The organism is Mycobacterium sp. 1274761.0 (genome assembly GCF_001668615.1).
In the GTDB taxonomy this organism is placed as follows: domain Bacteria; phylum Actinomycetota; class Actinomycetes; order Mycobacteriales; family Mycobacteriaceae; genus Mycobacterium.
In genome coordinates this window covers 25,818-52,599 of the sequence record NZ_LZMC01000100.1, presented here as the reverse complement: position 1 = coordinate 52,599, position 26,782 = coordinate 25,818, and the positions used below count along the sequence as shown (strand labels likewise).

Here is a 26,782-nt window from a genome sequence, read left to right as displayed (position 1 = left end):
AGATTTCGGCCGATGATCACCGCATCCGATGCCGACGCCAGGTTGACGTTGGTCTCGGTGATACCGCCGACGCCGCGGTCGATGACGCGCAGCTCGACCTCGTCGTCGACCTGGATGCCCATCAGCGCTTCCTCGAGCGCCTCCACGGTGCCCGCGTTGTCGCCCTTGAGGATCAGGTTCAGCTGGCTGGTCTCCTTCAGCGCCGAATCCAGGTCCTCGAGGCTGATCCGCTTGCGGCTGCGCGCGGCCAACGCGTTGCGCTTGCGCGCGCTGCGCCGGTCGGCGATCTGGCGGGCGATGCGGTCCTCGTCGACGACCAGCAGGTTGTCACCGGCGCCCGGCACCGATGTGAAGCCGATGACCTGCACCGGCCGCGACGGCAGCGCCTCGGTGACGTCGTCGCCGTGCTCGTCGACCATGCGGCGGACGCGGCCGTAGGCGTCACCGGCCACCACGGAGTCGCCGACCCGCAGCGTGCCGCGCTGGATGAGCACGGTCGCCACCGGTCCGCGGCCGCGGTCGAGGTGCGCCTCGATCGCCACGCCCTGGGCCTCCATGTCGGGGTTGGCCCGCAGGTCGAGCGCGGCGTCGGCGGTATCACCGAGACCAACGTCAACCTGGCGTCGGCATCGGATGCGGTGATCATCGGCTTCAACGTTCGCGCCGAGGGCAAGGCCACCGAGCTGGCCAACCGCGACGGCGTCGAGATCCGCTACTACTCGGTCATCTACCAGGCGATCGACGAGATCGAGAGCGCGCTCAAGGGCATGCTCAAGCCGATCTACGAGGAAAGGGAGCTGGGTCGGGCGGAGATCCGCGCGATCTTCCGGTCGTCCAAGGTCGGCAACATCGCCGGCTGCCTGGTTACCTCAGGGGTCATCCGGCGCAATTCCAAGGCGCGGTTGCTGCGTGACAGCGTCGTGGTCGCCGACAACCTGACCGTCTCCTCGCTGCGCAGGGAGAAGGACGATGTCACCGAGGTGCGCGACGGCTACGAATGCGGTTTGACGCTGACGTACTCCGATATCAAGGAAGGCGACGTCATCGAAACGTACGAGCTCGTCGAGAAAGAACGTACCTAAATGGCCGATGAGCGCTTGCGCGAAGAGCAGATATGAGCGATCCGGCACGAGCACGCCGGTTGGCCAAGCGCATCTCCGAACTCGTCGCGTCGGCGATCGAGTACGAGATCAAGGACCCGAGGCTGGCCGGCGTCACCATCACCGATGCGAAGGTGACTGCCGACCTGCACGACGCGACGCTGTACTACACGGTGATGGGCAAGTCGCTGAACGATGAACCCGACTACGCCGGCGCGGCGGCGGCGTTGTCGAAGGCCACGGGTGTGTTGCGCAGCAAGGTGGGTGCGGCACTCGGCGTGCGGTTCACTCCGACCTTGGCGTTCGCACGGGACACCGTGCCCGACGCGGCGCACCGGATGGAGGAGCTGCTTGCGCGCGCCCGCGCGGCGGATGAGGATTTGGCGAGAGTTCGACAGGGTGCCAAGCACGCCGGCGACCAAGACCCGTATCGTCAGGACGGGGTGGGAGGCGCAGGCGGGGAGCTGGATGACGAGCGAGACGCCGAGGACACTGTTGACCGCGATTGACAAGACCGAAGCAGACGTGGTGGGTCGGCGCGTCGATGCAGACGGCGCCGCCGAACTGCTGGACGCCGCCCAATCGGTCAGCGTGGTCTGCCATGTCTATCCCGACGCCGACACCGTCGGAGCGGGTTTGGCGCTGGCCTTGGTGCTCGATCACGCCGGCAAGGACGTCGAGGTCAGCTTCGCCACCCCCGAAGGCCTGCCGGAATCCCTGCAATCGCTGCCGGGTGGTCACCTGCTCATTGCGCCGCACGACATGCGCCGCGACGCCGACCTGGTGGTCACGGTCGACATTCCCAGCGTCAACCGCCTCGGCTCGCTGAGCGAGCTGGCCGAACCGGGTCGCGAGGTGCTGGTGATTGACCACCACGCGTCCAACCGGCTGTTCGGCAGCGCCAATTTCGTCGACCCGTCGGCAGACTCCACCACCATGTTGGTGGCCGAACTCCTCGACGCCTGGGGCAAGCCGATCGACCCTGGGGTCGCGCACTGTTTGTACGCCGGGCTGACCACCGACACCGGATCGTTCCGTTGGGCCACCGCCCGCGCGCACCGGTTGGCCGCCCGGCTGGTCGAGCTGGGTGTCGACAACGCGGGCATCAGCCGCACCCTTCTCGACACCCACCCGTTTGCGTGGCTGCCGATGCTGTCGCGCGTCTTGGCGTCAGCGAAGCTGCTGCCCGCCGTCGCCGAGGGTCGCGGCTTCGTGTATGCCCTTGTGGGACACCAGGAGTGGGCCGACGCGCGACCCGAAGAAGTCGAGAGCATCGTCGACATCGTGCGCACCACCCAGCAGGCGGAGGTTGCCGCGGTGTTCAAGGAGATCGAACCCGGGCACTGGTCGGTGTCGATGCGGGCCAAGTCGATGGACCTTGCCGCGGTCGCCAGCGCGTTTGGCGGCGGCGGACATCCGCACGCCGCAGGGTATTCGACAACAGGGTCGGCCGACGACGTCGTGCAGGCGCTCGCTTCGGCTCTTGGCTGACGCACGTCAGCGGCGCCTTGGCTGACCCCGATCTACCCGTCGCCCCTGCGACTACCCGCCGCATCGCCGGGCTGGCACTGCCCGCGCTCGGCGTGCTGGCCGCCGAACCCGTCTACCTCCTGTTCGACCTCGCCGTGGTCGGTCGGTTGGGTGCACTCAGCCTGGCCGGGCTGGCCATCGGCGGGCTGATCCTGAGCACGCTGAGCTCTCAGATGACGTTCCTGTCCTACGGGACGACGGCGCGCTCGGCGCGGTTCTTCGGAGCGGGCAGCCGCGCGGCGGCGGTCGGCGAGGGTGTCCAGGCGACGTGGCTCGCGGTCGGGCTGGGCGTGGCGATCGTGGCGGCGGTGGAGATCGCCGCGGTGCCGTTGGTGTCGGCGCTTGCTGCCGGTGGTGATATCGCCGCGGCCGCGCTGGACTGGGTACACATCGCGATCGTCGGCGCGCCCGCCATCCTGATCTCGGCCGCGGGCAACGGCTGGATGCGTGGGGTGCAGGACACCGCACGGCCGTTGCGCTATGTGGTCTCCGGGTTCGCGGCCTCGGCGGTGCTGTGCCCGCTGCTGGTGTTCGGCTGGCTGGGCATGCCGCGGTTGGAGCTGGCAGGGTCGGCGGTGGCCAACCTGGTCGGCCAGTGGTTGGCGGGGCTGCTTTTCTGCCGCGCGCTGTTGGTGGAGCGGGTGCCGTTGCGGATCCAGCCGACGGTGCTGCGCGCCCAAGTGGTGATGGGCCGGGACCTGCTGTTGCGGACGCTTGCGTTTCAGGCATGCTTCGTGTCGGCCGGAGCCGTCGCGGCTCGGTTCGGTGCGGCCGCCGTCGCCGCTCACCAGGTCGTGCTGCAGTTGTGGAATTTCCTTGCGCTGGTGTTGGATTCGCTGGCCATCGCGGCGCAGTCGCTGGTGGGCGCGGCGCTCGGCGCGGGCGACTTGGCGCACGCTAAATCGGTGGCCTGGCGGGTGACCGTCTTCTCTGCCGTCGCCTCTGCGGTGCTGGCCGCCATCTTCGCCGTCGGCGCATCGGTCTTCCCGAGCGTGTTCACCGACGACCGCTCGGTGCTCGACGCGATCGGCGTGCCGTGGTGGTTCATGGTGGCCCAATTGCCGATCGCGGGAATCGTTTTCGCGCTCGACGGCGTGCTACTCGGCGCCGGCGACGCGAAGTTCATGCGCAACGCGACAGTGTTCAGCGCGCTCGCCGGGTTCTTGCCGCTGATCTGGCTCTCACTGATCTTCGGCTGGGGCCTGCTGGGTATCTGGTCGGGCCTGAGCACTTTTATGGTGCTGCGGCTGATCTTCGTCGGCTGGCGTGCCTCCTCCGGGCACTGGCTGGTGCCCGGCACCTCCTAATTTCCGCGAGCGCCCGTGTCTGCACACGACCCGCCGCACGTTTTCGGCGGTTTGAGGTCGCTCGCGCGCGTGTCAGCGTGCGCGTGCGACGGCGGCCCAGCCAAACTCGGTCGTCTTGATCTCAACATCCCCGAAGCCCGCCGCAGCCAGCCGCGACGGCAGTGTCGCGGGATCGACCGGGTTGTAGGTATCGCCCTCGTGCGCGGTGGCCAGCTCGTCACTACCGAGGCTGTCGCTGGCCACCAGTGCGGCGCCCGGCCGCAGCACCCGGGCGACCTCGGCGAACAGCCGATCCTGCAACGCGGCGCTGGGTACGTGATGCAGCATCGTGAAACACACTGCGCCGGTGAACTTTCCATCGCCGAACGCGAGCTGTGTGGCATCGCCGTTGACGATCTCGACCGACGGCGTGTTCGAGAACCGCTCGCGCAGCATCGCCGCCAGCCCGTCGTCGATCTCCACCGAAGTCAACCGCGCCACTGATGCACCGAACACGTCAGTGGTGGCGCCGTATCCCGGTCCGACCTCGAGCACGTCATCGCCCAGGTCGATCTCGCCCACTGCCCACGGGATGATGATCTCGCGGATCGTTTGTCGCCATTCGTCGCTGCCGCAGAACTCATGCGCTTCGTTCACGCTCGTCACCCTACGAGGGACCGCAAAATGCCGGTGCACAACGGCGTGTCGGGTACAGACACGGTCGGTCGCGGAATGAGGGGGGCCGCCAGCGCTCAGCGGACTTGTGTGCGGCCCCGCTGGATCACGGCATCGCGGTTGGCGGCGATGTCGTCGCCGGTGGCGGTGCTCATCCACTGCCGCGCCGACGCCGCCTCGATCCACAGGCCGTCGTTGGTCTGCGCCTCGTCGATGCGGTGGTAAGACTCCAGCAGCGCGCGCACGGCCTTCCGGTTGTTGCCGACGATCGACGCCGAGACCCGGCGCGCGGCGGGCAGCAGCTCGTCGTGCGGCACGACCTCGGTCACCAACCCGGTCCGCAGCGCCTCGTCGGCCGAGAGGTAGTCGCCGGTGAGGCTCATCCTGCGGGCCATGCCGATGCCGACCTTCTGAGGCAGCCGCACCGAGAGCCCCCACGTTGGGAGCAAGCCGACCCTGGCGTGGGTGTCGGCGAATCGCGCCCGCTCGGAGGCGATCAGGACGTCGCAGTACAGCGCAATCTCCAGGCCGCCGGTGACCGCGGCGCCGTTGATGGCACCGATCACCGGCTTGCTCATCGGCGGCCACTTCGGCGAGATGTCGGGCAGCTCGGTGGTGTCGCCGAGCTCCTTGAGGTCCAGCCCAGCAGAGAACACCGGGTCCGCGCCGGTCAGAATGACCACATCGACGGCGTCGTCGGCCTCGGCGTCGCGCAGCGCCGCGAAGAGCCGGGTGCGCAGCGCAGAGGACAAGGCGTTGCGCGATTGCGGGCGGTTCAGGGTCAGGGTGCGCACCCGCTCGTCGGTCTCGATCAGCAGAACTTGATCAGCGTTGGTCATGCGGAAGAACCTATCGTGGACCCATGTGCCGAAACATCACCGAACTCCGCGGCCTGGAGCCGGCAGCCACCGATGAGGAGATCGAGGCGGCCGCGCGGCAGTACATCAGGAAGGTCAGCGGCGTCACCCGGCCGTCGGCGGCCAACGTCGACGCCTTCGAACAAGCCGTCGCCGAGGTCACCGCGATCACGAGCCGGCTGCTGGCCGCGTTGCCGCCGCGTAAGCAGCCGCCGAAATCGGTGCCGCCGTTGCGGCGCCCCGAGGTTCGCGCGCGTATCGAGGCCAGGGCGGCCGGCGCGCGGTGACGACCACACCGACCCAGTCCACCCTGACCCAGCCGGCGCTGAAAGAGTGGAGCGCCGCGGTGCACGCGATGCTCGACGGCCGCCAGACCGTGCTGCTGCGCAAGGGTGGGATCCACGAGAAGAGGTTCACCCTCGACTCGCCGCAGTTTCTGTTCTTCCCGACTGTCGCCCACAGCCACGCGCAGCGGGTCCGGCCGGAGCACCGCGACCTGCTGGCGCCCGCAGCCGCCGACAGCACCGCTTCCGAAATCGTGCTGCGGGCCGGCGCGAAGGTCGTCGCCGCCGTGGAGGTCCACCGGCCAGAAGGTCTGGAAGACCTTGCGCCGCTGCATATCTGGACGGCCGAGTCGGTGCGGGCGGATCGGCTGGACTTCCGGCCTAAATGCCGGCTGACGGTGTTGGTGGTGCAGGCCAGTTCGCTCGCCGAACCGCTGCGGTTGCAGCGGACGCCCGAGTACGCCGGCTGCACCAGTTGGGTGCAGCTGCCGGTCAACCCGATGTGGGCCGCTTCAGTGCATGACGACGCGACGCTGCGCGAGGTCGCCGCGCAGGTGCGCGAATCAGTCGGGTAGCCGCGTCGCCGCGGGCAGCAGCAGACGTGACGCGCCATCGCCGAGGCGCACCGTGTGCCTGGCGGGCTGCAGCCGCGTACCGGTGGCCAGTGGCTCGCCGGTGCCCAAATTGCGGGCGAACCGCGGATGCGAGCCGCCGGCGACCAGGACCCGAATGCGCGAGCCCGCGCCGAACCGGTGTGCCACGGCATCCAACTTCATGGTCACGGTTTCCGAATCGCCTGTGCCGCGGCGATATCCGTCGGTGACGTTGCGCGACCGGCCTTTTTCGTCGACCTCGCTGAGCCGGATAAAGAGGTCGTGGTGCGGATTGTCACAACTGTGCGTCAGCTCGATGACCGGGGCGCCGACGACGTAGACGTCCTGCGGCAGCGCATCGCCGGTGAAAGCCAGCACGTCGGAGCGCTCGGCGAGCTGGTCGTCGCGGCGATATCCGCGGTTGGGGGAGAGCAATCCACCGCCCACGGTGGGTGTCGGGTCGGCCGGGTCGTAGGTGAACGTCACCGGTTGCGCGGTGTCGGGAGGCACCGAGGTGCCGAGCCGCCCGCCTGGCTGCAGATAGCGCACTTGTTCGGGCATCGCGGGGGGCCAGTCGTCGAGGTCGAGCCAGCCGTCGTGGTTGACGTGGATGCGCACCGGGCTGCGCCGCCGCGCCCCGTGCCCGTCGCCGAGATGGGTGTCGAACCACGCCAACGACTCACGCACCACGGTCGGCGCGCCCCGCCTCAGCAGGTCTGAGTGGGTCCACGAGCCGACGGTCAGCGCAACCGGCACATCGCGCATGCGCAACTGCGCGTACTGCTCCAGCGTCTGTTCGATGAACAGGTCCTGCCATCCGGTGAGCAGCAGCACCGGCACCTCGGATCGTTCCAAGGCGCCCTGCAGCTGCGTCGGCTTCCAGAACGGGTCGTCGCGCTGGTCGTGCTCGAGCCACGATTCGAACCACGGCGCGCCCTTGCCGAACAGCTTTCGCCCCGCATGCCCCACCGGGATACCTGCCGTCGCCCGGGCCACCAGCCGGCGAGTCCGCATCGTCCGCACGAGTTGCCTGACCCGGCCCGGCTCTTCCTGGTGAGCGACGCTGTGGCTCCAACCGACGAAATCGTCGAGGCCGAAAGATCCTGCGCCCCAACGGGGTCCGCTGATATCGTGCGGGCCCACGGTGATGACGGCGGCCGCCAGCTCGGGCGGCGGGTCGGTCAGCAGCGCCCACTGCGTGAAGCCGAGGTAGGACGCCCCCATGGTGCCGAACGATCCCGTGAACCACGGCTGTGAGCGCAGCCACTCCGCGGTGTCGGCGCCGTCGGGAATCTCGTTGACGAACGGATTGAACTCGCCGCCGGAGCCGAAGGTGCCGCGCACGCTTTGGACGATGACGTGGTACCCCCGAGCCGCGTAGACGCTGCCGAACAGCACCGACACCGGGTATCCGCGCCCGTAGGGCGTGCGCACCAGAAGCGTGCCCGCCGGATTTGGTGTCGTCGGCCGATAGTGATCGGCGACGAGGTCGACGCCGTCGCGCATCGGTATCCGAACCCGCTGGACAACCTCGAAGGCGGTGGTGCGCGGCGGCAGTCGCAGCGCGCGGGCGAGGGTACGGCCGACGAGGGTCTGCGCTAGCGGCACCGGACCGACGCTACGCAGCCGGTTTATCACCCGTGTACTTGTAATACGGCGCCAGCTCGTGAGCGCGCTGCAGGTTGGTCTGCATGCAGTCGACGTCGTCGGCCGCGTACACCGGTGAGTAGAACAGCGACTGCTGGATCAGGCCGTAGTCGGTCTTGAACGCGATCGCGCAGGTGATCCACCACCGGTTGTTCCAGTCTGTCGGCTTCATCACCCAGTACTGGGCGGCGCGGTGGCCCTCGATGTCCATCTCGACCGCGTCGGCGGGCAGGCTCTGCTCGTAGGTCCGCCAGACGAACGCCTCGACCGCCATCTGATAGTTGCCCGCGTCGAAGTGACAGCGCAGGGCGTCCTCCGGCTGTGGCGGCGTGAATGCCAGGCCGAGGCGCTGGACGACGTCGAGCGGGATGTCGCGGCACGCGTCGAACGGGTCGGGGTCGACGGTCTCGATCACCGGCCACTTGATTGTCGTGGTGGCCATCGGCAGCGGCGCGGCGGTCGAGCGTAGATCCACCGGTCCGGGCGACGGCACCGTCAGCGGCCCGCTCTGGAGGACCAGAACGACCGCCGTCACCAGCGCGCCGAACGCCGCGAACAGACGGACCTTGGTGGCCATGAAACCCCCTCGCGCGTCGGCAGCCCCTGCGGGGACTATACAAGTCGGCGCCATCGCGCCAAACAGGAAACGAGAACAGGTTCTAGTTGCACCGCGGGTCTCACCGGCGCGCTTCAGTAGGCTGGTCGGTTGTGGCGACACTCTGGGCGATCAGCGACCTGCATACGGGTCACACCGGCAACAAACCGGTCACCGAATCGCTGCACCCCTCTTCGCCCGACGATTGGCTGATCGTCGCCGGCGACGTGGCCGAACGCACCGACGAGATCCGCTGGGCGCTGGACCTGCTGCGCAAGCGGTTCGCCAAGGTCATCTGGGTGCCCGGCAACCACGAGCTATGGACCACCAACAGGGATCCGGTGCAGGTATTCGGCCGTGCTCGCTACGACTACCTGGTCAACATGTGCGACGAGCTGGGCGTGATCACCCCCGAACATCCCTTTCCGGTGTGGACCGACGCAGGTGGGCCGGCCACGATCGTGCCGATGTTCCTGCTCTACGACTACACGTTCCTGCCCAAGGGGGCGGCGACGAAGGCCGAGGGGCTCGCGATCGCCCGCGACAACAACGTGGTGGCCACCGACGAGTTCGTGTTGTCCAACGAGCCGTATGCGACCAAGGATGCGTGGTGCCGCGACCGAGTGGAGGCCACTCGCAAGCGGCTGGAGGACCTGGACTGGGTGACGCCGACGGTGCTGGTGAATCACTTTCCGCTGGTGCGCGAGCCCTGCGACGCATTGTTCTACCCGGAGTTCTCGCTATGGTGTGGCACCACGGCGACCGCGGACTGGCACACCCGCTACAACGCGATCTGCTCGGTGTACGGACATCTGCACATTCCCCGGACCACGTGGTACGACGGTGTGCGCTTCGAAGAGGTGTCTGTCGGCTACCCGCGAGAGTGGCGGCGGCGCAAGCCATATCGCTGGCTGCGGCAGGTGCTGCCCGACCCGGAGTATCCGCCGGGCTACCTCAACGAGTTCGGCGGACATTTCGAGATCACGCCCGAGATTCGGACCAACGCGCAGAAGATGCAGGAGCGCATCGCCAACCGTCAGGCGACGCGGGCCAGGTGATGGTCGCCACGCTGCTCGCCGAAGTCCTGCCCGGCGCCGTCGCTGCCGCCGAAATGTATTCCGATCCACCGGGTCTGGCGCCGCTGCCGGAGGAGGAGCCGCTGATCGCGAGGTCAGTGGCCAAGCGCCGCAACGAGTTCGTCACCGTCCGCCACTGCGCGCGGCTCGCGCTGGGCCAGCTGGGTCTACCGCCGGTCCCGATCCTGAAGGGGGAGAAGGGTGAGCCGTGCTGGCCCGACGGCGTGGTCGGCAGCCTGACCCACACCGAGGGCTTTCGCGGCGCCGCGGTCGCACACCGCAGCGCGGTGCGGTCGGTAGGCATCGACGCCGAACCCCACGACGTGCTGCCCAACGGGGTGCTCGACGCGATCAGCCTGCCCGCCGAGCGCACCGAAATCGCTGCGCTGCAGCCGAATCTGCACTGGGATCGAATCCTGTTCTGTGCCAAGGAGGCGACGTACAAGGCGTGGTTCCCGCTCACCAAGCGTTGGTTGGGCTTCGAGGACGCGCACATCGTCTTCGGCGTCGACGACGGCGCCACGACAGGCGGTTTCGAATCCCGCATCCTGATCGACCCGGCAGCGCTATCCGGGCCGCCGTTGACGACGTTGCGGGGCCGCTGGTCGGTGCGCAACGGTTTGGCGCTGACGGCGATCGTGCTGTGACAGATCCAGCGCACGCGAGGAGCATGAGAGATCCAGCGCACGCGAGGAGCATGAAAGATCCAGCGCACGCGAGGAGCATGAAAGATCCAGCGCAAGCGAGGAGCAAAAACCACCCCGGCATTGTGGTGGTCGACAAGCCCGCGGGTATGACCAGCCACGACGTCGTCGCCCGATGCCGCCGGATCTTTTCCACCGCCAAGGTCGGCCATGCTGGCACGCTTGACCCGATGGCCACCGGTGTCCTGGTGATCGGGATCGAGCGGGCCACCAAAATTCTCGGCCTGCTGACCGCCACCGACAAGTCCTATTCCGCGACGATCCGGCTCGGTCAGACGACCAGCACCGAGGACGCCGAAGGCGATGTGCTGCAGACGGTTTCGGCTGCACATGTGACCGACGCCGACATCGAGTGCGCGGTGACGGCGCTGCGCGGCGACATCCAGCAGGTGCCGTCATCGGTCAGCGCCGTCAAGGTCGGCGGCGAACGCGCCTACAAATTGGCACGCGAGGGCAAGCCCGTCGAGCTGGCGGCACGGCCGGTGCGCATCGACCGCTTCGCGGTGTGCGATGTCCGGCGCTCGGACGACACCGTCGACGTCGACGTCGAGGTGGACTGCTCCAGCGGCACCTATATCCGCGCGTTGGCCCGCGACGTCGGCGCCGCGCTTGAGGTCGGCGGGCATCTGACCGCGCTGCGGCGCACCCGAGTCGGCCGATTCGGGCTCGACGAGGCCCGCACGCTCGAGGCGTTGGCCGACAAACCGGAGGTGTCCTACTCCCTCGACCACGCCTGCCTGCTGGCGTTTCCGCGCCGCGACCTGTCCGCGCAGGAGGTCGAATCGGCCCGTCACGGCCGAGCGTTGAACCCGGCGGGCATCGACGGCGTATATGCAGGGAAGGCTCCCGACGGGCAGGTCATCTCACTGCTGCGCGACGAGCCGGGAAAGGCGAGATCGGTCGTGGTGTTGCGGCCGGCGACGTTGTAAAGGAGCGCGCCTTGACGACCCCTTACCGACTTCTGCAGCTGGCCCTGGCCATATTCGGCGTCGTCGCGCTGCTGCTCTACCCATTGGCGGTGGTCTGGCCGTCGGGGTGGGCGTGGCATCACGGCGCCCCGTACGACTCCCAGTACTTCATGATGATCGTCGGCCTGTACCTCACCATCGGCGTCTTCCTGCTCATCGCCGCCCGCAAGCCCGAGGCGAACCTGACCTTCATCTGGTTCGTCGTATGGTCGTCGGTGGTGCACGCGGTGATCATGGCGGTGCAGTCGTTCGGCCACGACGGCCACCACATGGGTCATCTGTGGGGTGACGTGCCGGCGCTGCTCATCATGGCCGTGGTGCTGACCGTCCTGGTCCGCGCCGCCAACCTCAAGCAAGAGGCCGTCGCGGCGTGAGCTGAACGCCGTTGAGACTGCGCTGAGGGCGGCGTCCACTCGCACTTCTCCGCCGGCAGAGCAGTGTCGATGACCGCACAGCGGTCAGCCGACGACCCAGATCGCTTCTGCGGCAGGGCTGCCCAGATCCACCGTGCTGCCCGGGTCATTCTCCTTGGCGTCGGCCGGTTTGACCGCGACGGAGATCATGCCGGCGAAGTCACGGCGCGCCAGCACCATCAGCCGCGAATCCAGCGTGATGCCGACGCTGTCGAAATAGCGCAGCATTTCGGGGTCGGCGTCGGAGATGCGGGCCACCGTCCCGGTGTCGCCGTCCTCGCAGACCGACAGTTGCCGCGCGTCGGGTGTGGGGACGTGGCCGTCGGCCGCAGGGATCGGGTCGCCGTGCGGATCGCGCTTCGGATAGCCGAGCTTGGCGTCGATGCGATCGAGCATCCGGTCGGACACCGCGTGCTCGAGAATTTCGGCCTCGTCGTGCACCTCGTCCCAGCTGTAGCCGAGCACCCGGACCAGGAACGTCTCCATCAGCCGGTGCCTGCGCACCATCGCCAGCGCGGCCTTGCGACCCGCCTCGGTCAGCGTCACCGCGCCGTACTTCTCGTGGTCGACCAGGCCCTGATCGGCGAGCTTGCGGATGGACTCCGACGCCGTGCTGGCCGACACGCCGATCCGTTCGGCGAGCATTTTCGTGCTCACCTTCTCCAGCGACCACTCCTGCGCGGTCCAGATGGTCTTCAGGTAATCCTGGGCGACTGCGGTCAGGTCGCGCGGGTCACCGTTCGGGCTCACGAGTACAAAGTTTAGGCAATGGTCATTTGATCTGGGGATGTGAAGCAGCCGGGCCCGTCGGCGCGCCGTAGGCTTGCCCCTGTGCAGCGCTGGCGAGGCCAGGACGAGATCCCCACGGACTGGGGTCGATGCGTGCTCACCATCGGCGTGTTCGACGGGGTTCATCGCGGGCATCAGGAGCTGATCAACCATGCGGTGAAAGCGGGCCGGTCCCGCGGCGTGCCGACGGTGTTGATGACGTTCGACCCGCATCCCATGGAGGTGGTCTTCCCCGGCAGCCATCCCGCGCAGCTGACCACGCTGACCCGCCGGGCCGAGCTCGTCGAGGAACTGGGCATCGACGTCTTCCTCGTCATGCCGTTCACGTCGGACTTCATGAAGCTCACCCCCGAGCGCTACATCCACGAGCTGCTGGTCGAGCACCTGCACGTCGTCGAGGTCGTGGTCGGGGAGAATTTCACGTTCGGCAAGAAGGCAGCCGGCACCGTCGACCTGCTGCGCAAGGCAGGGGAGCGGTTCGGCTTCGCAGTGGAAGGCATGTCGCTCGTCGCGGAGCACCACCGCGACGAAACCGTCACCTTCTCCTCGACCTACATCCGGGCCTGCGTGGACGCCGGCGATGTCGTGGCCGCCGCGGAAGCTCTGGGCCGGCCACACCGGGTCGAGGGCGTGGTGGTCCGCGGCGAGGGCCGCGGCAAAGTGCTGGGCTATCCGACGGCCAACGTCGCGCCGCCGATGTACTCGGCGATCCCCGCCGACGGGGTGTACGCCGCATGGTTCACCGTCTTGGGCCACGGCCCGGTGATGGGAAGCGTCGTGCCGGGTGAGCGCTATCAGGCCGCGGTGTCGATCGGCACAAACCCGACGTTCTCCGGACGCACGCGCACCGTCGAGGCGTTTGTCCTGGACACCGAGGCTGACCTGTACGGACAGCACGTCGCGGTGGACTTCGTCGCCCGCATCCGTGGCCAGGAGCGCTTCGATTCGGCCGACGATCTGATTGCGGCCATGGGTGGCGACACCGAGCGCGCCCGCACCATCCTGGCCGCCCAGTAAGCCGCGATTTCGCAGCTCACCTGGGTCGCTGCTAAACTTCACGCCGACCAAGCGTGTGCTGCAGTTCGCGGTGGCCACGCCGAAGATGATCCTCGCGGACTTATCGATGGAGATTGTTTCGTGGCGCTTACTGCCGAGCAGAAAAAAGACATTCTGGGCTCCTACGGCCTGCATGACACCGACACCGGCTCGCCGGAGGCCCAGGTCGCGTTGTTGACCAAGCGCATCGCCGACCTGACCGAGCACCTCAAGGTGCACAAGCACGACCACCACTCGCGGCGTGGACTGCTGCTGCTCGTCGGCCGTCGCCGTCGGCTGCTGAAGTACGTCGCCCAGGTCGACGTGGAACGTTACCGCTCCCTGATCGACCGGCTCGGCTTGCGCCGCTGAGCGCAGTCCATGCTGGTGGCCGCGGTATACCCGCGGTGTAGCATAAATGCGTTCGTCAGCCGGATTACCCGGCACGAACAATCGGTGCGGTTCTCGCAGTTCCGCGTGCACCGCTCCGGCGCGTCCCTGGCGGACCCCGCCTGATCGGGCGGTCTTCGGTAGTGGCTGCCGGGGAGACTTCTCCGGCCGCTTCGATCGACGGCCGTAGCCGTATCAAGGCCCGTGGTCTGGCAGGCTGCTCGGCTTTTCTGAGCGTGACGACGCAAAACAGTTGAACAGAGCCAGAGAGGCCTTACGGACACCTATGTCTGTTGCAGAAATTGAGGACGGGGTCTTCGAAGCGACCGCCGTGATCGACAACGGAGACTTCGGCAAGCGCACCATCCGCTTCGAGACCGGACGCCTTGCCCAGCAGGCCGCAGGGTCTGCCGTCGCCTACCTCGACGACGAGACCATGCTCCTGTCGGCGACCACCGCCAGCAAGAATCCCAAAGACCACTTCGACTTCTTCCCGCTGACGGTCGACGTCGAAGAGCGCATGTATGCCGCCGGGCGCATTCCCGGCTCCTTCTTCCGTCGCGAGGGACGCCCGTCCACGGATGCCATCCTGACCTGCCGCCTGATCGACCGGCCGCTGCGGCCGTCGTTCGTCGACGGGCTGCGCAATGAGATCCAGGTCGTTGTCACGGTGCTGTCGCTCGACCCCAACGATCTTTACGATGTGCTGGCCATCAATGCCGCGTCGGCCTCCACCCAGCTGGCGGGCCTGCCGTTCTCGGGTCCCGTCGGCGGCACGCGCATCGCCCTGATCGACGGCACCTGGGTCGCTTTCCCGACCGTCGAACAGCTCGAGCGGGCGGTGTTCGACATGGTCGTCGCGGGCCGGGTGGTGGGTGACCCCGGAAACGAAGACGTCGCGATCATGATGGTCGAGGCCGAAGCCACCGAGAGCGTCATCGAGCTCGTCGCCGGTGGCGCGCAGGCGCCGACGGAGACGGTCGTCGCCGAGGGTCTCGAGGCCGCCAAGCCGTTCATCCGCGTTTTGTGCGAGGCGCAGCAAGGGCTGGCCGAGCGCGCCGCGAAGCCCACCGGCGAGTACCCCGTCTTCCCGGACTACGGCGACGACGTGTACTACTCGGTGTCTTCGGTGGCCACCGACGCCTTGTCAGAGGCGCTGACCATCGCCGGCAAGACCGAACGCAACGACCGCACCGACGAGATCAAGGTAGAGGTACTCGAGAGGTTGGCCGAACAGTACGCCGGCCGCGAGAAGGAGATCGGCGCCGCGTTCCGGTCGCTGACCAAAAAGCTTGTCCGGCAACGGATTCTGACCGATCACTTCCGGATCGACGGTCGCGGCATCACCGACATCCGCGCCCTGTCGGCAGAGGTGGCCGTGGTGCCGCGGGCGCACGGCAGCGCGCTGTTCGAACGTGGTGAAACCCAGATCCTGGGCATCACCACGCTGGACATGATGAAGATGGCCCAGCAGATCGACTCGCTGGGACCGGAGACCACCAAGCGCTACATGCACCACTACAACTTTCCGCCGTATTCGACCGGTGAGACCGGCCGTGTCGGTTCGCCGAAACGCCGCGAAATCGGCCACGGCGCGCTGGCGGAGCGGGCCTTGATCCCGGTGCTCCCCAGCATCGAGGAGTTCCCGTACGCCATCCGTCAGGTGTCAGAAGCGTTGGGCTCCAACGGCTCCACGTCGATGGGTTCGGTGTGCGCGTCCACCCTGGCGCTGCTGAACGCCGGCGTTCCGTTGAAGGCGCCCGTCGCCGGCATCGCGATGGGTCTGGTGTCCGACGACATCGAAATCGACGGTGGCGGCACCGAGCGACGCTTCGTCGCGCTGACCGACATCCTCGGCGCCGAAGATGCCTTCGGCGACATGGACTTCAAGGTCGCGGGCACCAAGGACTTCGTCACCGCGCTGCAGCTGGACACCAAGCTCGACGGCATTCCGTCGACGGTGCTGGCCGGTGCGCTGTCGCAGGCCAAGGATGCGCGGCTGACCATCCTCGAGGTGATGGCCGAGGCCATCGACGGCCCCGACGAGATGAGCCCGTATGCGCCGCGCGTCACCGCGATCAAGGTTCCTGTCGACAAGATCGGCGAGGTGATCGGGCCCAAGGGCAAGATGATCAACTCGATCACCGAGGAGACCGGCGCCCAGATCTCGATCGAGGACGACGGCACCGTGTTCGTCGGCGCCACCGACGGACCGTCGGCGCAGGCGGCGATCGACAAGATCAACGCAATCGCCAACCCGCAGCTGCCCAAGGTTGGGGAGCGGTTCCTCGGAACCGTGGTCAAGACAACGGATTTCGGCGCGTTCGTGTCGCTGCTGCCGGGCCGCGACGGCCTGGTGCACATCAGCAAGCTCGGCCGCGGCAAGCGCATCGCCAAGGTCGAGGATGTCGTGAAGGTCGGCGACAAGCTGCGGGTGGAGATCGCCGATATCGACAACCGCGGCAAGATCTCACTCGTCCTCGTCGCCGAGGAAGAGACCACCGCGGACGCCTCGTCGGCCGATTCGCCTGTCGATGCCACGACCGGCAGCTAGCGGCACGGCGGGCCTGCGACGGGTCCGCCGTGGTAACGAGTCCACGACCAAGACCACAGTGCGGCGCACCACCCTGCCCGGTGGACTGCGCGTCGTCACCGAATACATCCCCTCCGTGCGCTCCGCGTCGGTCGGGGTGTGGGTGGGCGTCGGTTCGCGCGACGAGGGGCCCAGCGTCGCAGGCGCCGCGCACTTTCTCGAGCACTTGCTGTTCAAGGCCACGCCGACGCGGAGCGCGATGGACATCGCCCAGGAGGTGGACGCGGTCGGCGGCGAGCTGAATGCGTTCACCTCTCGGGAGCACACCTGCTATTACGCGCACGTGCTCGACAGCGACCTCGAACTCGCTGTCGACCTGGTCGCCGACGTGGTGCTGCGCGGCGTGTGCGCCAGCGAGGACGTCGAACTCGAACGCGCCGTCGTGCTCGAGGAGATCGCCATGCGCGACGACGACCCGGAGGACACGCTTGGCGATGTCTTCCTGTCGGCGGTCTTCGGTGCGCATCCGGTCGGACGACCCGTGATCGGCAGCGCCGCCTCGGTTTCGGCGATGACTCGCTCGCAGCTGCATTCGTTCCATGTCCGGCGCTACACGCCCGAACGGATGGTGGTGGCGGTCGCCGGCAATGTCAACCATGACGATGTGGTCCGGTTGGTGCGCGAGCATTTCGGTCGCCACCTGGTGCGTGATCGCACCGCGGTGCTGCCGCGCAAGGGCACCACCCGCGTCACGGGTCAACCGTCGCTCGAGGTGGTCACCCGCGACGCCGAGCAGACCCACATGTCGCTGGGCGTGCGCGTGCCAGGTAGACACTGGAAGCACCGCTGGGCATTGTCCGTGTTGAACACTGCGTTGGGCGGCGGCCTGAGTTCGCGCCTGTTCCAAGAGATTCGCGAGACGCGCGGGTTGGCGTACTCGGTGTATTCGACGGTGGACACCTTCTCCGACAGCGGCGCGTTGTCGGTCTATGCAGCCTGCCTACCCGACCGCTTTGCCGAAGTGGCCCGTGTGACGGCCGACGTGTTGGAAGCCGTTGCCCGCGATGGCATCACCGACTCCGAGTGCCGAATTGCGAAGGGCTCGTTGCGGGGTGGCCTGGTGTTGGGGCTCGAGGATTCCGGCTCACGGATGAATCGCATCGGCCGCAGCGAGCTGAATTACGGTGAGCATCGCAGCATCGACGAGACGCTGTCGATGATCGACGAGGTCACCCTCGATGAGGTCAACGCGGTGGCACATCGGCTGCTGACCAGGCCTTACGGCGCGGCGGTGCTGGGGCCCTACCGCACCAAAAAGTCGCTGCCGCAGCCGCTTCGGGCGATGGCGGGCTGATCACCTACCGTGGGAGCGGTGAAACAGCTGTCTCGACGAAGCGTGCTTCTCGGTGGGTTGGCCGTGACTGGCCTCGCCGCATGCGCGCAGAAGCCCGTCCTTGCCGACCCAGCCGAGCCCGTCCCGCCGCCGCACGACCGCATCGAAACGCTTCAGCGCAGGCATAACGCCAGGATCGGTGTCTACGCCGTGGACCTGGCCTCGGGCCGCACGATGTCGCATCTTGACGGTGAGACGTTCGCGATGTGCTCGACGTTCAAGGGCTACGCCGCTGCCCGCGTGCTGCAGATGGTGGCCGACGGTGAGCTTTCACTGGACCGCCAGGTGTTCGTCGATCCCGTACAGGCCGCCTTGCCCAACTCGCCGAGGACCGCGCCGAACGCCGGCGGGCAGATGTCACTCGCCGATCTATGCGCGGCGGCGGTGCAGGTGAGCGACAATGCGGCCGGCAACCTGCTGCTCCAAACCATCGGCGGGCCCACGGCCATCACCGATTTCGCTCGTAGCATCGGTGACAACCGGTCCCGGTTGGATCGCTGGGAGACCGAGTTGAACTCGGCGACGCCCGGAGATCCCCGTGACACCAGCACCCCGAATGCGCTCGGCGGCGGATACCGCCGCCTGCTCACCGGCGATGTGTTGGCGCCACCGCAGCGTCAGCAGTTCGAGGACTGGATGAGCGCCAACGAAACATCGAGCATGCGCGCCGGGCTGCCATCCGGGTGGACCACCGCCGACAAGACCGGCAACGGTGATTACGGCAGCACCAACGACGTCGGCATGGCCTTCGGGCCTGGCGGCGAGAAAATCTTGGTGGCGATCATGACGCGCTCTCAGTCCAATGACCCCAACGCCCCCAACAACCGGCCGATGATCGGTGAAGTCACCGCGGCGCTGGTGCCTTGGTTGCTCGGTCGCTGACATGACTGGATCTGCCAACCCCCCGACGTGTTACCGGCATTCCGACCGGCCGACGTATGTGCAATGCACGCGGTGTCAACGCCACATCTGCCCGGAGTGCATGCGCGACGCCGCCGTCGGTCATCAATGTGCCGAATGCGTGGGCGCGGCAGCGCAAACGGTGCGCGCACCCAAGAAGCGCGCGTGGCGTGCGACGAACCCGGTGGTCACGTATGCGTTGATCGCGCTCAACGTGCTGGTGTTCATCGCACAGGCGGCGGCACCGCGCACCGACGTGGACTTCGTCATGTGGTCACCCGCCGTCGCCGACGGCGAGCTGTACCGGCTGCTGACGTCGGCCTTTCTGCACGGCAGCCTGACCCACATCTTGTTCAACATGTTCGCGTTGTACGTCGTGGGACCACCGCTCGAAATCTGGCTGGGTCGACTGCGGTTCACTGCGCTGTATCTACTGAGCGCGCTGGGTGGTTCGGTGCTGATCTATCTGCTCGCGCCGCTGGACGTGCCGACGCTGGGCGCCTCGGGCGCCGTATTCGGTTTGTTCGCAGCGACATTCGTAGTGGGCAGGAAGGTCAATGTCGACATCCGCTGGGTCGTCGTCATGATCGTGATCAACCTCGTCATCACGTTCACCGTGCCGTCGATCAGCTGGCAGGGACACCTGGGCGGGCTGGTGACGGGTGGACTCGTCGCGTTCGCCTACGCGTACGCGCCCGCCAAAAATCATCGTCCGGTGCAGGTGGGGGCCACGGTTGCGGTTGCAGTCGTGTTCGCCGCGCTGATCTGGTGGCGGACAAGCGATCTGCTGATGCTGGTCTAACGCAGCTTCAGCGAGTCGTCGCGGGTCAGCACGAAGAAGTACGGCCTCCTCGAGCCACGCAAATCCATGGCGCCGATGACGCTGTCGTCGTTGAGCTTGCGGAACACGTCGTTGACGGGTAGCTGGTCGTAGATCATCGTCGCGGTGTCGACGCCCCGGTAGCGCGTGGTGCGCAACCTGGCCTTGGGGCTGCGGGTGCGTAGCAGCGGGCTCGCCGCGTTGATGGCGGCTGCGTGGTTGCGTCGCCGCAACGCCGGGATCTTCGTGACAGCGCCCAGACCAGAGAACGCGAGGATGGGGTTCACCGCCCAGAGCCCGCGGCCGTCGCTGGTGGTGAACAGCAGCGGGTGCACAGTCTCGCCGTCGACGAACTGCTTTCCATACCAGCCGCTGACCTCCAGCAGACCATCCAGGGGGTGGCCAGTGGGCATTTCGGCGCCGTGCCAGGTACCGATCATGAACTCGGGTTCGACGGCGGAGCTGGCGTCGAACAGGGCAAGGGCGTCATCGGTGGTCGTGGGGGCATCGGGGAGCACGTCGGCCAGAACCATGACCCGACGGTACTTGACATGCGTCAAGAAGTGAATCGGCCAGACTGTGATTCGTGTCGGCGACCGATGCCTGCCCGTGCGGCAGCGGCGAGCAGTTCGGCCGGTGCTGCCTGCCGCTTCATGCCGCTGAGCGACAGGCGGAGACCGCCGAGGAATTGATGAGGTCGCGCTACAGCGCGTACGCGGTCGGGGACCTGGACTACGTCTGGCGGACGTGGCACCCGCGCACCCGGCCCGAAACGCTGACGCCGTCGGACGAGGAGTGGACGGACCTGGAGATCCTCGACGCCGTCGCGGGGCAGCCCGGCGACGAGGCGGGGGAGGTGGAGTTCCGCGTTCACTATCGCCGAAACCGACGACCGGGTGTCCTGCACGAGCGCTCCCGCTTCGTGCTGAGAGCCCGTCGCTGGTTCTACCTGGACGGAGAGCTGCTCGGTTGACCGATCAGGCCAGCACGACGGCGGGATCGGTGAACGGCAGATCAAGGTCGGCGGCCACCTGCTGAGATAGCAACGCACCCTGGTGGGTCGAAAGACCCTTGGCCAGAGCCGGATCGGCCCGGCAGGCCGCCTTCCAGCCTCGCTCGGCGAGCTTGACCACATAGGGCATGGTCGCGTTGGTCAGCGCGTAGGTCGAGGTGCGCGGCACCGCGCCGGGCATGTTGGCCACGCAGTAGAAGACGGTCTCGTGGACCGTGAAGGTCGGCTCGTCGTGTGTCGTCGGCTGCGAGTCTTCGAAGCAGCCACCCTGATCGATCGCGATGTCGACCAGCACCGCGCCCGGCTTCATATGTGCCACAGTCGAATTCGTCACCAGCTTGGGGGCCTTCGCGCCGGGTACCAGCACGGCGCCGATGACCAGGTCAGCGCCCTTGACGGCATCTTCGAGATCCAGCGTCGAGGAGTAGCGGGTCTCGATTGAGCCGCCGCTTTCGTTGTCGATCTTGCGCAGTGTGTTGATATCGACGTCGAAGACGTTGACGTGTGCGCCCATACCCCTGGCGATGCGGGCGGCGTTGTAGCCGGCCACGCCACCGCCGATGACGACGACCTCGGCCGGGGCCACACCTGGCACCCCGCCCATCAGGATGCCGCGGCCGCCCTGGCTGCGCATCAGGTGATACGCGCCGACCTGTGCCGAGAGCCGGCCCGCGACCTCACTCATCGGGGCGAGGAGCGGCAGTGAGCCGTCGGCGCTCTGCACGGTCTCGTAGGCGATCGACGTCGTGCCCGACGACAACAGCGCATCGGTGCACGGCTTGGATGCGGCCAGATGCAGATAGGTGAACAGGGTCTGGCCCGGGTGCAGGCGGGCGTACTCGGACTCGACCGGTTCCTTCACCTTCAGCAGCAGATCGGCCTCGTCCCAGACCTCGTCGACACTGGTGATGATCTGGGCGCCGGCGCGCTTGAAGTCGGCGTCGGAAAGCGCGGAGCCGTCGCCGGCACCGGCTTGGATGAGGACGTCGTGACCGCGACGGACCAACTCCGCGACGCCGGCGGGGGTGATGGCGACTCGGAACTCGTTGTTTTTGATCTCGGTCGGAACGCCGACGCGCATGATCGCTCCTGATTGTCGATGACTACACAAGTGTGAAGAACCTTCGATAATGACGCAATAAAACCGGATACCGTTCGATATAGTGGCTGTATGAGCGAAGATTTGTCTGTCGAAACCCTGAGCCGCCCGCGCGCGCCGAAGGATGTTCGGCGGCCCGAGCTCGATGACACCGACCGGCGCATCTTGATCCTGTTGCACCGCGATGCGCGCATGCCGAACAGCGCGCTGGCCGAAGCCGTGGGCATCGCGCCCTCGACGTGCCACGGCCGGGTCCGACGGCTGCATGAGCTCGGAGTGATCCGCGGCTTTTACGCCGACATCGACCCGGCGGCCATTGGATTGTCGCTACAGGCGATGATCTCGGTCAGCCTGCAGGCGAACGCCCGCGGCAAGATCCGCAGTTTCATCCAGCAGATCCGGCGCAACCCGCGCGTCATAGACGTCTACTTCCTTGCGGGCTCCGACGACTTCATCCTGCACGTGGCCGCAGCCGACACCGACGATCTGCGAGCGTTTGTAGTCGAGAACCTGAACTCCGACGCCGACGTGGCCGGCACGCAGACATCGCTGATCTTCGAGCACTTGCGGGGCGCTTCTCCGTTGTAGATAGCTTGGGTTTGTACACCGATCAGAACGGTGGCTAGTCCGGATCTTGAGGTTCCGGTGGCGGTCGCCAATCGGGCGGCAGCTCTTCGGGTTCGAATGGTTCGTTGACCCATGAGCAGAACGGGCTTGTGCTGGGCTCGCCCTTGAGCAGGAACAGCATCCTGCGCATGTGGTTGCGTTGGATCCGGTAACCGATCTCGCGGCGGCGAGCCTGTTGGAGTCGGCGCTGCTCCTCGTTGATGGGCCGCTGAATGCAGTTGCGGGCGCGTATCCGGGCAATGCGCGCCGCTCGCTCGCGAGAGCGGTTGCGGCGTAGGGGTTTCGGCTCCTGGCATGGAGTGGAGGAACCCATGTCAGGGAACAGATCAGGACCACCGGGCACGGTTCGGTACACCTCGCCGGTAGGAGACGTCCAGATCACAGTGCCGTCAGGCAGCTGTTCGTCGCGCCACCCGTCGTGGAAAGACTTGAGCCGATGATGTTGACGGCAAAGGCATTTCAGGTTGCGCGCGACGGTCAAACCGCCCCGGCGCGGGTCATTGTGGTTGAACGGGACGGTGTGGTCGATGTCGCATACCACCGCCGGACGATCGCAGCCCGGAAACCGGCAGGTGAGATCGCGTAGTCGCACTGCGCGCTCCAGCGCAGCCGATGGCTGGTACCGCAGGGCCTCGCCTCGCTGACGACTGGTTCCTCGACCAGGCGCAGCGTCGCACCCTGCGCAAGACTGCGAATCTGGTCGGCATCGACGACGCCGTACCCTTCGATTAGCCCGGCTCTGATCCGCCGCCGAGAACCGTCTCCGACCCGGCGATGACATTGACCACGATTCGCGTCGCCGCGGCTGCGTAGTCAGCGCGGTTGGGACAGTTGTCGGCGCCGCACTGGCAACCCAGCCGTCGGCCTTCAGCCATCGCTTTGACGGCGTCGGCGCGGCGTTGCCTGACCGTGCGCGGATCGTCGCGGCAGACAGCCTTGGCGAGCTCATCCAGTCGCTGGTCGAACGCTACGGCCGCCTCGGCGGCGATGATGCCGTCCACCTTGGCGGTGCCGTCGCCGAGTGGAGTGACGTCGACATGCCGCTTGTCCTCTCGCCGCACCCTCTCGTAGACCGCGTCGGGATCCATCTTGCGTACGCTGGCGTCGATTGCGTTGATGATCCTTCTGCGGGACCAGCTCTGCCACTTGCCGATTCGGCTGGCGAGGTTGGCATCAACCTCGGCAATCACCTTGTCGCGGACGAATTCGGTGCGCGTGATGATCAACTTCACCGTGAGCCAGTCGATATCGCCCATGGCCAGCACGGCCGCGACCTTCGGCAGCCGTTCATCGAGCGCCTGGGCGTGCGAGACCACGAAAGAGGCCGCGACGGGCGAGAGGTTCATCGCGGCGGCCACTTCGGCCGTGGTGCGCTGGAAACCGGTCACGATCATGAACCCGGGATCGGGATCCTCGTCGTAGACCTCATCCGTGCGCTGAGCCAGCAGCTCGGCTACCGCCCCCATCCGCTGCGCGGTCACCATCGATTCCTGGCGCTGTGACTCGGCGATTACCGTCACCAGCTCGGTCGACGCCAGGAGTTCGAACATGTGTTCGATCATATCGGACTTGGGCGACAAACTAGGGTGAACTCATGCGCGTAGGAGTGCTGGGCAGCAAGGGCAAGGTCGGCGCGACCATGGTGCAGGCCGTGCGGGACGCCGACGACCTGACCGTGTCGGCCGAGGTCGACGCGGGTGACCCGCTCAGCCTGCTCACCGACGCCGGCACGGAGGTCGTCATCGACTTCACCCATCCCGACGTGGTGATGGGCAACCTGGAGTTCCTCATCGACAACGGCATCCACGCCGTCGTCGGCACCACGGGATTCGACGACAAACGGCTGGGGCAGGTCCGCAGCTGGCTCACCAGCAGCCCCGAGGTGGCGGTCCTCATCGCGCCGAACTTCGCGATCGGCGCCGTGCTGTCGATGCACTTCGCGCGGCAGGCGGCACGCTTCTTCGAGTCGGTGGAGGTCATCGAACTGCACCACCCGCACAAGGCCGACGCGCCGTCGGGCACCGCGGCCCGCACCGCGAAGCTCATCGCCGAATCGCGAAAGGGCCTCCCGCCCAACCCCGACGCCACCAGCACCGCTCTCGACGGGGCACGCGGTGCCGACGTCGACGGGATACCGGTGCACTCCGTCCGGCTGGCCGGGCTCGTCGCGCACCAGGAAGTGCTGTTCGGCACCCAGGGCGAGACGCTGACCATCCGCCACGACAGCATCGACCGGACCTCGTTTGTGCCCGGTGTGCTGTTGGCGGTCCGCAACGTGGCCGACCGTCCGGGGCTCACCGTTGGCATAGAGCCGCTGCTCGACCTGACATGAGCGAGGGCGCGCGATCGCTACGCATCCAGCTGGTCATCGGCTTCATGTGCGTCGCGCTGGTGGTCTACTTCCTGTTGCTCGGCCGCATCGCGTGGGCCTTCATGACATCCGGAAGTGCCGCCGCGGTCGGCCTCGGCTTGGCGATCCTCGTCATGCCGCTGATCGGTATCTGGGTCATGGTGAGCACGCTGGCAGCCGGCTTCGCGCATCAGCGGTTGGCCCGGCGCGCGCGTGAGGAGGGCATGGAGCTCGACGTCAGCGACCTGCCGAGGATGCCGTCCGGCCGGGTCCAGCGCGACGCCGCCGACGCGCTGTTCGAGACCGTGCGGCGGGAGGTCGAAAACGAACCGGACAACTGGTTGCGGTGGTATCGCCTGGCGCGGGCCTACGACTACGCGGGCGATCGCAGCCGGGCGCGGGAGGCGATGAGGAAGGCCGTCGAATTGCAGGAGGGGCAATGAGCAAGCGGCTGTTGATCATTCACCACACGCCGTCGCCGCATACCCATGAGATGTTCGAAGCCGTGGTGTCGGGCGCGACCGATCCCGACATCGAGAACGTCGATGTGTTCCGGCGGCCGGCGCTGACGGTGTCGGCGACTGACGTGCTAGAAGCCGACGGTTATCTGCTTGGCACGCCCGCCAACCTCGGCTACATGAGCGGGGCGCTGAAGCACGCCTTCGACGTCTGCTATTACCCGTGCCTGGATGCCACGCGCGGGCGACCGTTCGGTCTCTATCTCCACGGCAACGAAGGCACCGAAGGCGCCGAGCGCGGCGTCGACTCCATCACCACCGGGCTCGGCTGGGTAAAGGCCGCCGAGACCGTCGTCGTATCGGGTAGGCCGAGCAAGGATGACCTCGAGGCGTGCTGGAACCTCGGCGCCACCATCGCCGCTCAGCTGATGGATGGGTGACTGAGAGGCCGATGCAAGTCTCTTCGCGACCCAGGTGTCTGCAACTGATGGCGGATGCACACCCCCCGTTCACGAAATTGACGACAGACGAAAGTCTCAATACTTCGTATCGATGATGGCGCGTCGATATGACGGACATCTCATCAGGTGACAACATACTGTCGTGAGCGACGGTCGCGATGCGGGAGCGGCGGAACATTCGTGCGCATTATGTCTCACTGAGCTGCCTCCGAAGTCAAAATTCTGCAACGAGTGTGGCGCGGAGGTCGTGTCCGCACCTGAGCCCGCGGAACCTGAGCGCTCACCGGAGAATGCCGGACTTGACGCTCCGGGCAATGACGCCTCGGCGACCCCCGACGAGGTGTCTAGGCCGCCAAAACGTGAGTGGGGTGCGCTGCGCAAGGCTGTAGCCGCGGTAGCCACCATGGCGCTTCTGCTCGTGGTCTTGTATGCCTTCGCTTCGAAGTTCATTGTCCAGCCATACGTGATTCCGTCCGAGACGATGGCGCCGACGCTGAATACAGGTGAGCGCATTGTCGTCAATAAACTTGTGTACCACTCGTACCGCTGGGGTTCGCCGCAGCCCGGCGACGTAATCGTTTTCAAGGCGCAGCCAGCATGGAGCGCCGGCTATCAATCGATCCGGTCGCAAAACACGGTGGTGCGATGGCTGCAGAATGCGCTATCGGCTGTCGGCTTGGTTCCACCAGATGAAGAGGAGCTAGTCAAACGAATCATCGCGGTCGGCGGCCAGCGGGTCGAGTGCCGGGTAAACACAGGACTCACAGTAAACGGCCAACCGGTAATCGAGCCGTACCTGGATTCGAAGACACTTGGCGTCGACCCCTCCCTCGACCGGTGTCTCGGTCCCGAGTTCGGCCCCGTCACAGTGCCGCGGGACCGGCTGTGGGTGATGGATGACAATCGCACACACGCGGCGGATTCTCGCGCGCACTGCACCAGCCTTCCCGATGACCGGCAACGCGGCATGTTGTGTACTGGCGACCCGACCACGGGCACGATCCCGGTGGGGGACGTTGTCGGAAAGGTGGGCGGTTCTAGGTGACCGATGATTAGCCGCTCTTTGGCGGCGCACGTTCAGCGACGCTTGGCCGCCGAGCGCGCCCTCGTTGTCCACTTCCCGAATGTTCTTACAGCTCAGCTCGTGCCGAAGGGCACCGCCACATCAGCAGGCCCAGCAGACAGGA

At 66.9% G+C, this 26,782-nt stretch carries 29 protein-coding genes and 2 pseudogenes; 22 read left to right on the top strand and 9 right to left on the bottom strand.

All coding sequences use genetic code 11. The features are described 5' to 3' along the window. Positions 1-596: pseudogene (locus tag A5651_RS20290) on the bottom strand (translation initiation factor IF-2); the annotation flags it as partial. Here A5651_RS20290 and A5651_RS20285 point away from each other — a divergent pair. The 4 genes from A5651_RS20285 to A5651_RS20270 are packed head-to-tail and all read left to right on the top strand — an operon-like array spanning position 525 to position 3,937. Continuing rightward, positions 525-1,082, top strand: coding sequence for an EF-Tu/IF-2/RF-3 family GTPase (locus tag A5651_RS20285; RefSeq protein ID WP_066985056.1), 558 nt, complete (start codon positions 525-527; stop codon positions 1,080-1,082). The pseudogene A5651_RS20290 and the gene A5651_RS20285 sit on opposite strands and share 72 nt — an antisense overlap. Before the next feature lie 32 nt (positions 1,083-1,114). After that, positions 1,115-1,609, top strand: a complete 495-nt coding sequence (gene rbfA / locus A5651_RS20280; RefSeq protein WP_066985053.1) for a 30S ribosome-binding factor RbfA — start codon at positions 1,115-1,117, stop codon at positions 1,607-1,609. After that, the gene (locus tag A5651_RS20275; RefSeq protein WP_066985049.1) at positions 1,569-2,591 is read left to right on the top strand and encodes a bifunctional oligoribonuclease/PAP phosphatase NrnA; all 1,023 of its coding nucleotides are present in this window, start codon (positions 1,569-1,571) and stop codon (positions 2,589-2,591) included. The genes rbfA and A5651_RS20275 overlap by 41 nt, the downstream gene beginning before the upstream one ends. 17 nt (positions 2,592-2,608) lie before the next feature. Further along, the gene (locus A5651_RS20270; RefSeq protein WP_066985046.1) at positions 2,609-3,937 is read left to right on the top strand and encodes an MATE family efflux transporter; all 1,329 of its coding nucleotides are present in this window, start codon (positions 2,609-2,611) and stop codon (positions 3,935-3,937) included. A 72-nt stretch (positions 3,938-4,009) separates the two neighbouring features. On the opposite strand, the gene A5651_RS20265 is transcribed toward A5651_RS20270, so the two are convergent. Together A5651_RS20265 and A5651_RS20260 are read right to left on the bottom strand one after the other, a co-directional pair. Then, positions 4,010-4,573: a class I SAM-dependent methyltransferase gene (locus tag A5651_RS20265; protein WP_066985043.1), complete on the bottom strand. Its 564-nt coding sequence runs from the start codon at positions 4,571-4,573 to the stop codon at positions 4,010-4,012. Between the two features lie 95 nt (positions 4,574-4,668). Beyond that, positions 4,669-5,430, bottom strand: coding sequence for an enoyl-CoA hydratase (locus A5651_RS20260; protein ID WP_066985040.1), 762 nt, complete (start codon positions 5,428-5,430; stop codon positions 4,669-4,671). Between the two features lie 23 nt (positions 5,431-5,453). Between A5651_RS20260 and A5651_RS20255 the strand changes: the two genes are divergently transcribed. Together A5651_RS20255 and A5651_RS20250 are read left to right on the top strand one after the other, a co-directional pair. Then, complete coding sequence (locus tag A5651_RS20255) at positions 5,454-5,735, top strand: DUF2277 domain-containing protein (protein WP_066985035.1); 282 nt, start codon at positions 5,454-5,456, stop codon at positions 5,733-5,735. Positions 5,736-5,758: 23 nt separating this feature from the next. Beyond that, positions 5,759-6,307, top strand: coding sequence for a DUF1802 family protein (locus tag A5651_RS20250; RefSeq protein WP_066985080.1), 549 nt, complete (start codon positions 5,759-5,761; stop codon positions 6,305-6,307). Here A5651_RS20250 and A5651_RS20245 read toward each other — a convergent pair. Together A5651_RS20245 and A5651_RS20240 are read right to left on the bottom strand one after the other, a co-directional pair. Continuing rightward, positions 6,296-7,933 (bottom strand): CocE/NonD family hydrolase, encoded by a 1,638-nt coding sequence (locus A5651_RS20245; protein ID WP_231988759.1) that lies wholly within the window; start codon positions 7,931-7,933, stop codon positions 6,296-6,298. The two genes, A5651_RS20250 and A5651_RS20245, sit on opposite strands and share 12 nt — an antisense overlap. 10 nt (positions 7,934-7,943) lie before the next feature. Then, the gene (locus tag A5651_RS20240) at positions 7,944-8,549 is read right to left on the bottom strand and encodes a DUF3558 domain-containing protein (protein WP_066985032.1); all 606 of its coding nucleotides are present in this window, start codon (positions 8,547-8,549) and stop codon (positions 7,944-7,946) included. Between the two features lie 131 nt (positions 8,550-8,680). On the opposite strand from A5651_RS20240, the gene A5651_RS20235 reads away from it, so the two are divergent. The 4 genes from A5651_RS20235 to A5651_RS20220 all read left to right on the top strand — a co-directional run bounded on the left by A5651_RS20235 (position 8,681) and on the right by A5651_RS20220 (position 11,689). Next, complete coding sequence (locus tag A5651_RS20235) at positions 8,681-9,625, top strand: metallophosphoesterase (RefSeq protein ID WP_066985029.1); 945 nt, start codon at positions 8,681-8,683, stop codon at positions 9,623-9,625. Next, positions 9,622-10,290 carry a 4'-phosphopantetheinyl transferase gene (locus A5651_RS20230; protein WP_197496703.1) on the top strand — a complete coding sequence of 223 codons (669 nt, stop codon included), beginning with the start codon at positions 9,622-9,624 and terminating at the stop codon, positions 10,288-10,290. Before A5651_RS20235 ends, A5651_RS20230 begins: the two co-directional genes overlap by 4 nt. A 77-nt stretch (positions 10,291-10,367) precedes the next feature. Next, a complete protein-coding gene (gene truB, locus A5651_RS20225) occupies positions 10,368-11,276 on the top strand; it encodes a tRNA pseudouridine(55) synthase TruB (RefSeq protein ID WP_066985017.1) in 909 nt (302 codons plus the stop codon). An 11-nt stretch (positions 11,277-11,287) separates the two neighbouring features. After that, the gene (locus A5651_RS20220; RefSeq protein ID WP_066985015.1) at positions 11,288-11,689 is read left to right on the top strand and encodes a DUF6632 domain-containing protein; all 402 of its coding nucleotides are present in this window, start codon (positions 11,288-11,290) and stop codon (positions 11,687-11,689) included. An 84-nt stretch (positions 11,690-11,773) separates the two neighbouring features. On the opposite strand, the gene mntR is transcribed toward A5651_RS20220, so the two are convergent. Then, positions 11,774-12,478 carry a manganese-binding transcriptional regulator MntR gene (gene mntR / locus A5651_RS20215; protein WP_066985013.1) on the bottom strand — a complete coding sequence of 235 codons (705 nt, stop codon included), beginning with the start codon at positions 12,476-12,478 and terminating at the stop codon, positions 11,774-11,776. An 81-nt stretch (positions 12,479-12,559) separates the two neighbouring features. Here mntR and A5651_RS20210 point away from each other — a divergent pair, with 81 nt between their 5' ends. The 6 genes from A5651_RS20210 (at position 12,560) to A5651_RS20185 (ending at position 19,570) form a co-directional block, all read left to right on the top strand. Continuing rightward, positions 12,560-13,534, top strand: a complete 975-nt coding sequence (locus tag A5651_RS20210; RefSeq protein ID WP_066985011.1) for a bifunctional riboflavin kinase/FAD synthetase — start codon at positions 12,560-12,562, stop codon at positions 13,532-13,534. 120 nt (positions 13,535-13,654) lie between these two features. Continuing rightward, entirely contained in the window at positions 13,655-13,924 is a 270-nt protein-coding gene (gene rpsO, locus A5651_RS20205) for a 30S ribosomal protein S15 (RefSeq protein ID WP_066985007.1), read from the top strand. A 304-nt stretch (positions 13,925-14,228) separates the two neighbouring features. Further along, positions 14,229-16,496, top strand: a complete 2,268-nt coding sequence (locus A5651_RS20200) for a polyribonucleotide nucleotidyltransferase (RefSeq protein WP_066985005.1) — start codon at positions 14,229-14,231, stop codon at positions 16,494-16,496. After that, positions 16,477-17,829, top strand: coding sequence for a pitrilysin family protein (locus A5651_RS20195; protein ID WP_082943873.1), 1,353 nt, complete (start codon positions 16,477-16,479; stop codon positions 17,827-17,829). Before A5651_RS20200 ends, A5651_RS20195 begins: the two co-directional genes overlap by 20 nt. An 18-nt stretch (positions 17,830-17,847) precedes the next feature. Further along, complete coding sequence (gene bla / locus A5651_RS20190) at positions 17,848-18,750, top strand: class A beta-lactamase (protein WP_066985003.1); 903 nt, start codon at positions 17,848-17,850, stop codon at positions 18,748-18,750. A gap of 1 nt (position 18,751) precedes the next feature. After that, entirely contained in the window at positions 18,752-19,570 is an 819-nt protein-coding gene (locus A5651_RS20185; RefSeq protein WP_066985000.1) for a rhomboid family intramembrane serine protease, read from the top strand. Here A5651_RS20185 and A5651_RS20180 read toward each other — a convergent pair. Further along, positions 19,567-20,121 carry a DUF4334 domain-containing protein gene (locus A5651_RS20180; RefSeq protein WP_066984997.1) on the bottom strand — a complete coding sequence of 185 codons (555 nt, stop codon included), beginning with the start codon at positions 20,119-20,121 and terminating at the stop codon, positions 19,567-19,569. The two genes, A5651_RS20185 and A5651_RS20180, sit on opposite strands and share 4 nt — an antisense overlap. A gap of 53 nt (positions 20,122-20,174) precedes the next feature. Here A5651_RS20180 and A5651_RS20175 point away from each other — a divergent pair, with 53 nt between their 5' ends. Then, positions 20,175-20,561: a YchJ family protein gene (locus tag A5651_RS20175; RefSeq protein WP_066984995.1), complete on the top strand. Its 387-nt coding sequence runs from the start codon at positions 20,175-20,177 to the stop codon at positions 20,559-20,561. 4 nt (positions 20,562-20,565) lie between these two features. On the opposite strand, the gene ald is transcribed toward A5651_RS20175, so the two are convergent. Beyond that, positions 20,566-21,681, bottom strand: coding sequence for an alanine dehydrogenase (ald, locus tag A5651_RS20170; protein ID WP_066984993.1), 1,116 nt, complete (start codon positions 21,679-21,681; stop codon positions 20,566-20,568). A 90-nt stretch (positions 21,682-21,771) separates the two neighbouring features. Between ald and A5651_RS20165 the strand changes: the two genes are divergently transcribed. Next, a complete protein-coding gene (locus A5651_RS20165; protein ID WP_066984991.1) occupies positions 21,772-22,287 on the top strand; it encodes an Lrp/AsnC family transcriptional regulator in 516 nt (171 codons plus the stop codon). A gap of 34 nt (positions 22,288-22,321) precedes the next feature. Here the strand turns inward: A5651_RS20165 and A5651_RS20160 are convergent. After that, positions 22,322-23,876, bottom strand: a pseudogene (locus A5651_RS20160) (HNH endonuclease signature motif containing protein). 44 nt (positions 23,877-23,920) lie between these two features. Between A5651_RS20160 and dapB the strand changes: the two are divergent. The 4 genes from dapB to lepB all read left to right on the top strand — a co-directional run bounded on the left by dapB (position 23,921) and on the right by lepB (position 26,640). After that, positions 23,921-24,658: a 4-hydroxy-tetrahydrodipicolinate reductase gene (dapB, locus tag A5651_RS20155; protein ID WP_066984990.1), complete on the top strand. Its 738-nt coding sequence runs from the start codon at positions 23,921-23,923 to the stop codon at positions 24,656-24,658. Then, a complete protein-coding gene (locus tag A5651_RS20150; protein ID WP_066984986.1) occupies positions 24,655-25,119 on the top strand; it encodes a tetratricopeptide repeat protein in 465 nt (154 codons plus the stop codon). The genes dapB and A5651_RS20150 overlap by 4 nt, the downstream gene beginning before the upstream one ends. Next, positions 25,116-25,574: a flavodoxin family protein gene (locus tag A5651_RS20145; RefSeq protein ID WP_066984982.1), complete on the top strand. Its 459-nt coding sequence runs from the start codon at positions 25,116-25,118 to the stop codon at positions 25,572-25,574. The genes A5651_RS20150 and A5651_RS20145 overlap by 4 nt, the downstream gene beginning before the upstream one ends. A gap of 424 nt (positions 25,575-25,998) precedes the next feature. Beyond that, entirely contained in the window at positions 25,999-26,640 is a 642-nt protein-coding gene (gene lepB / locus A5651_RS20140; protein ID WP_066984980.1) for a signal peptidase I, read from the top strand. Positions 26,641-26,782: the final 142 nt, after the last annotated feature.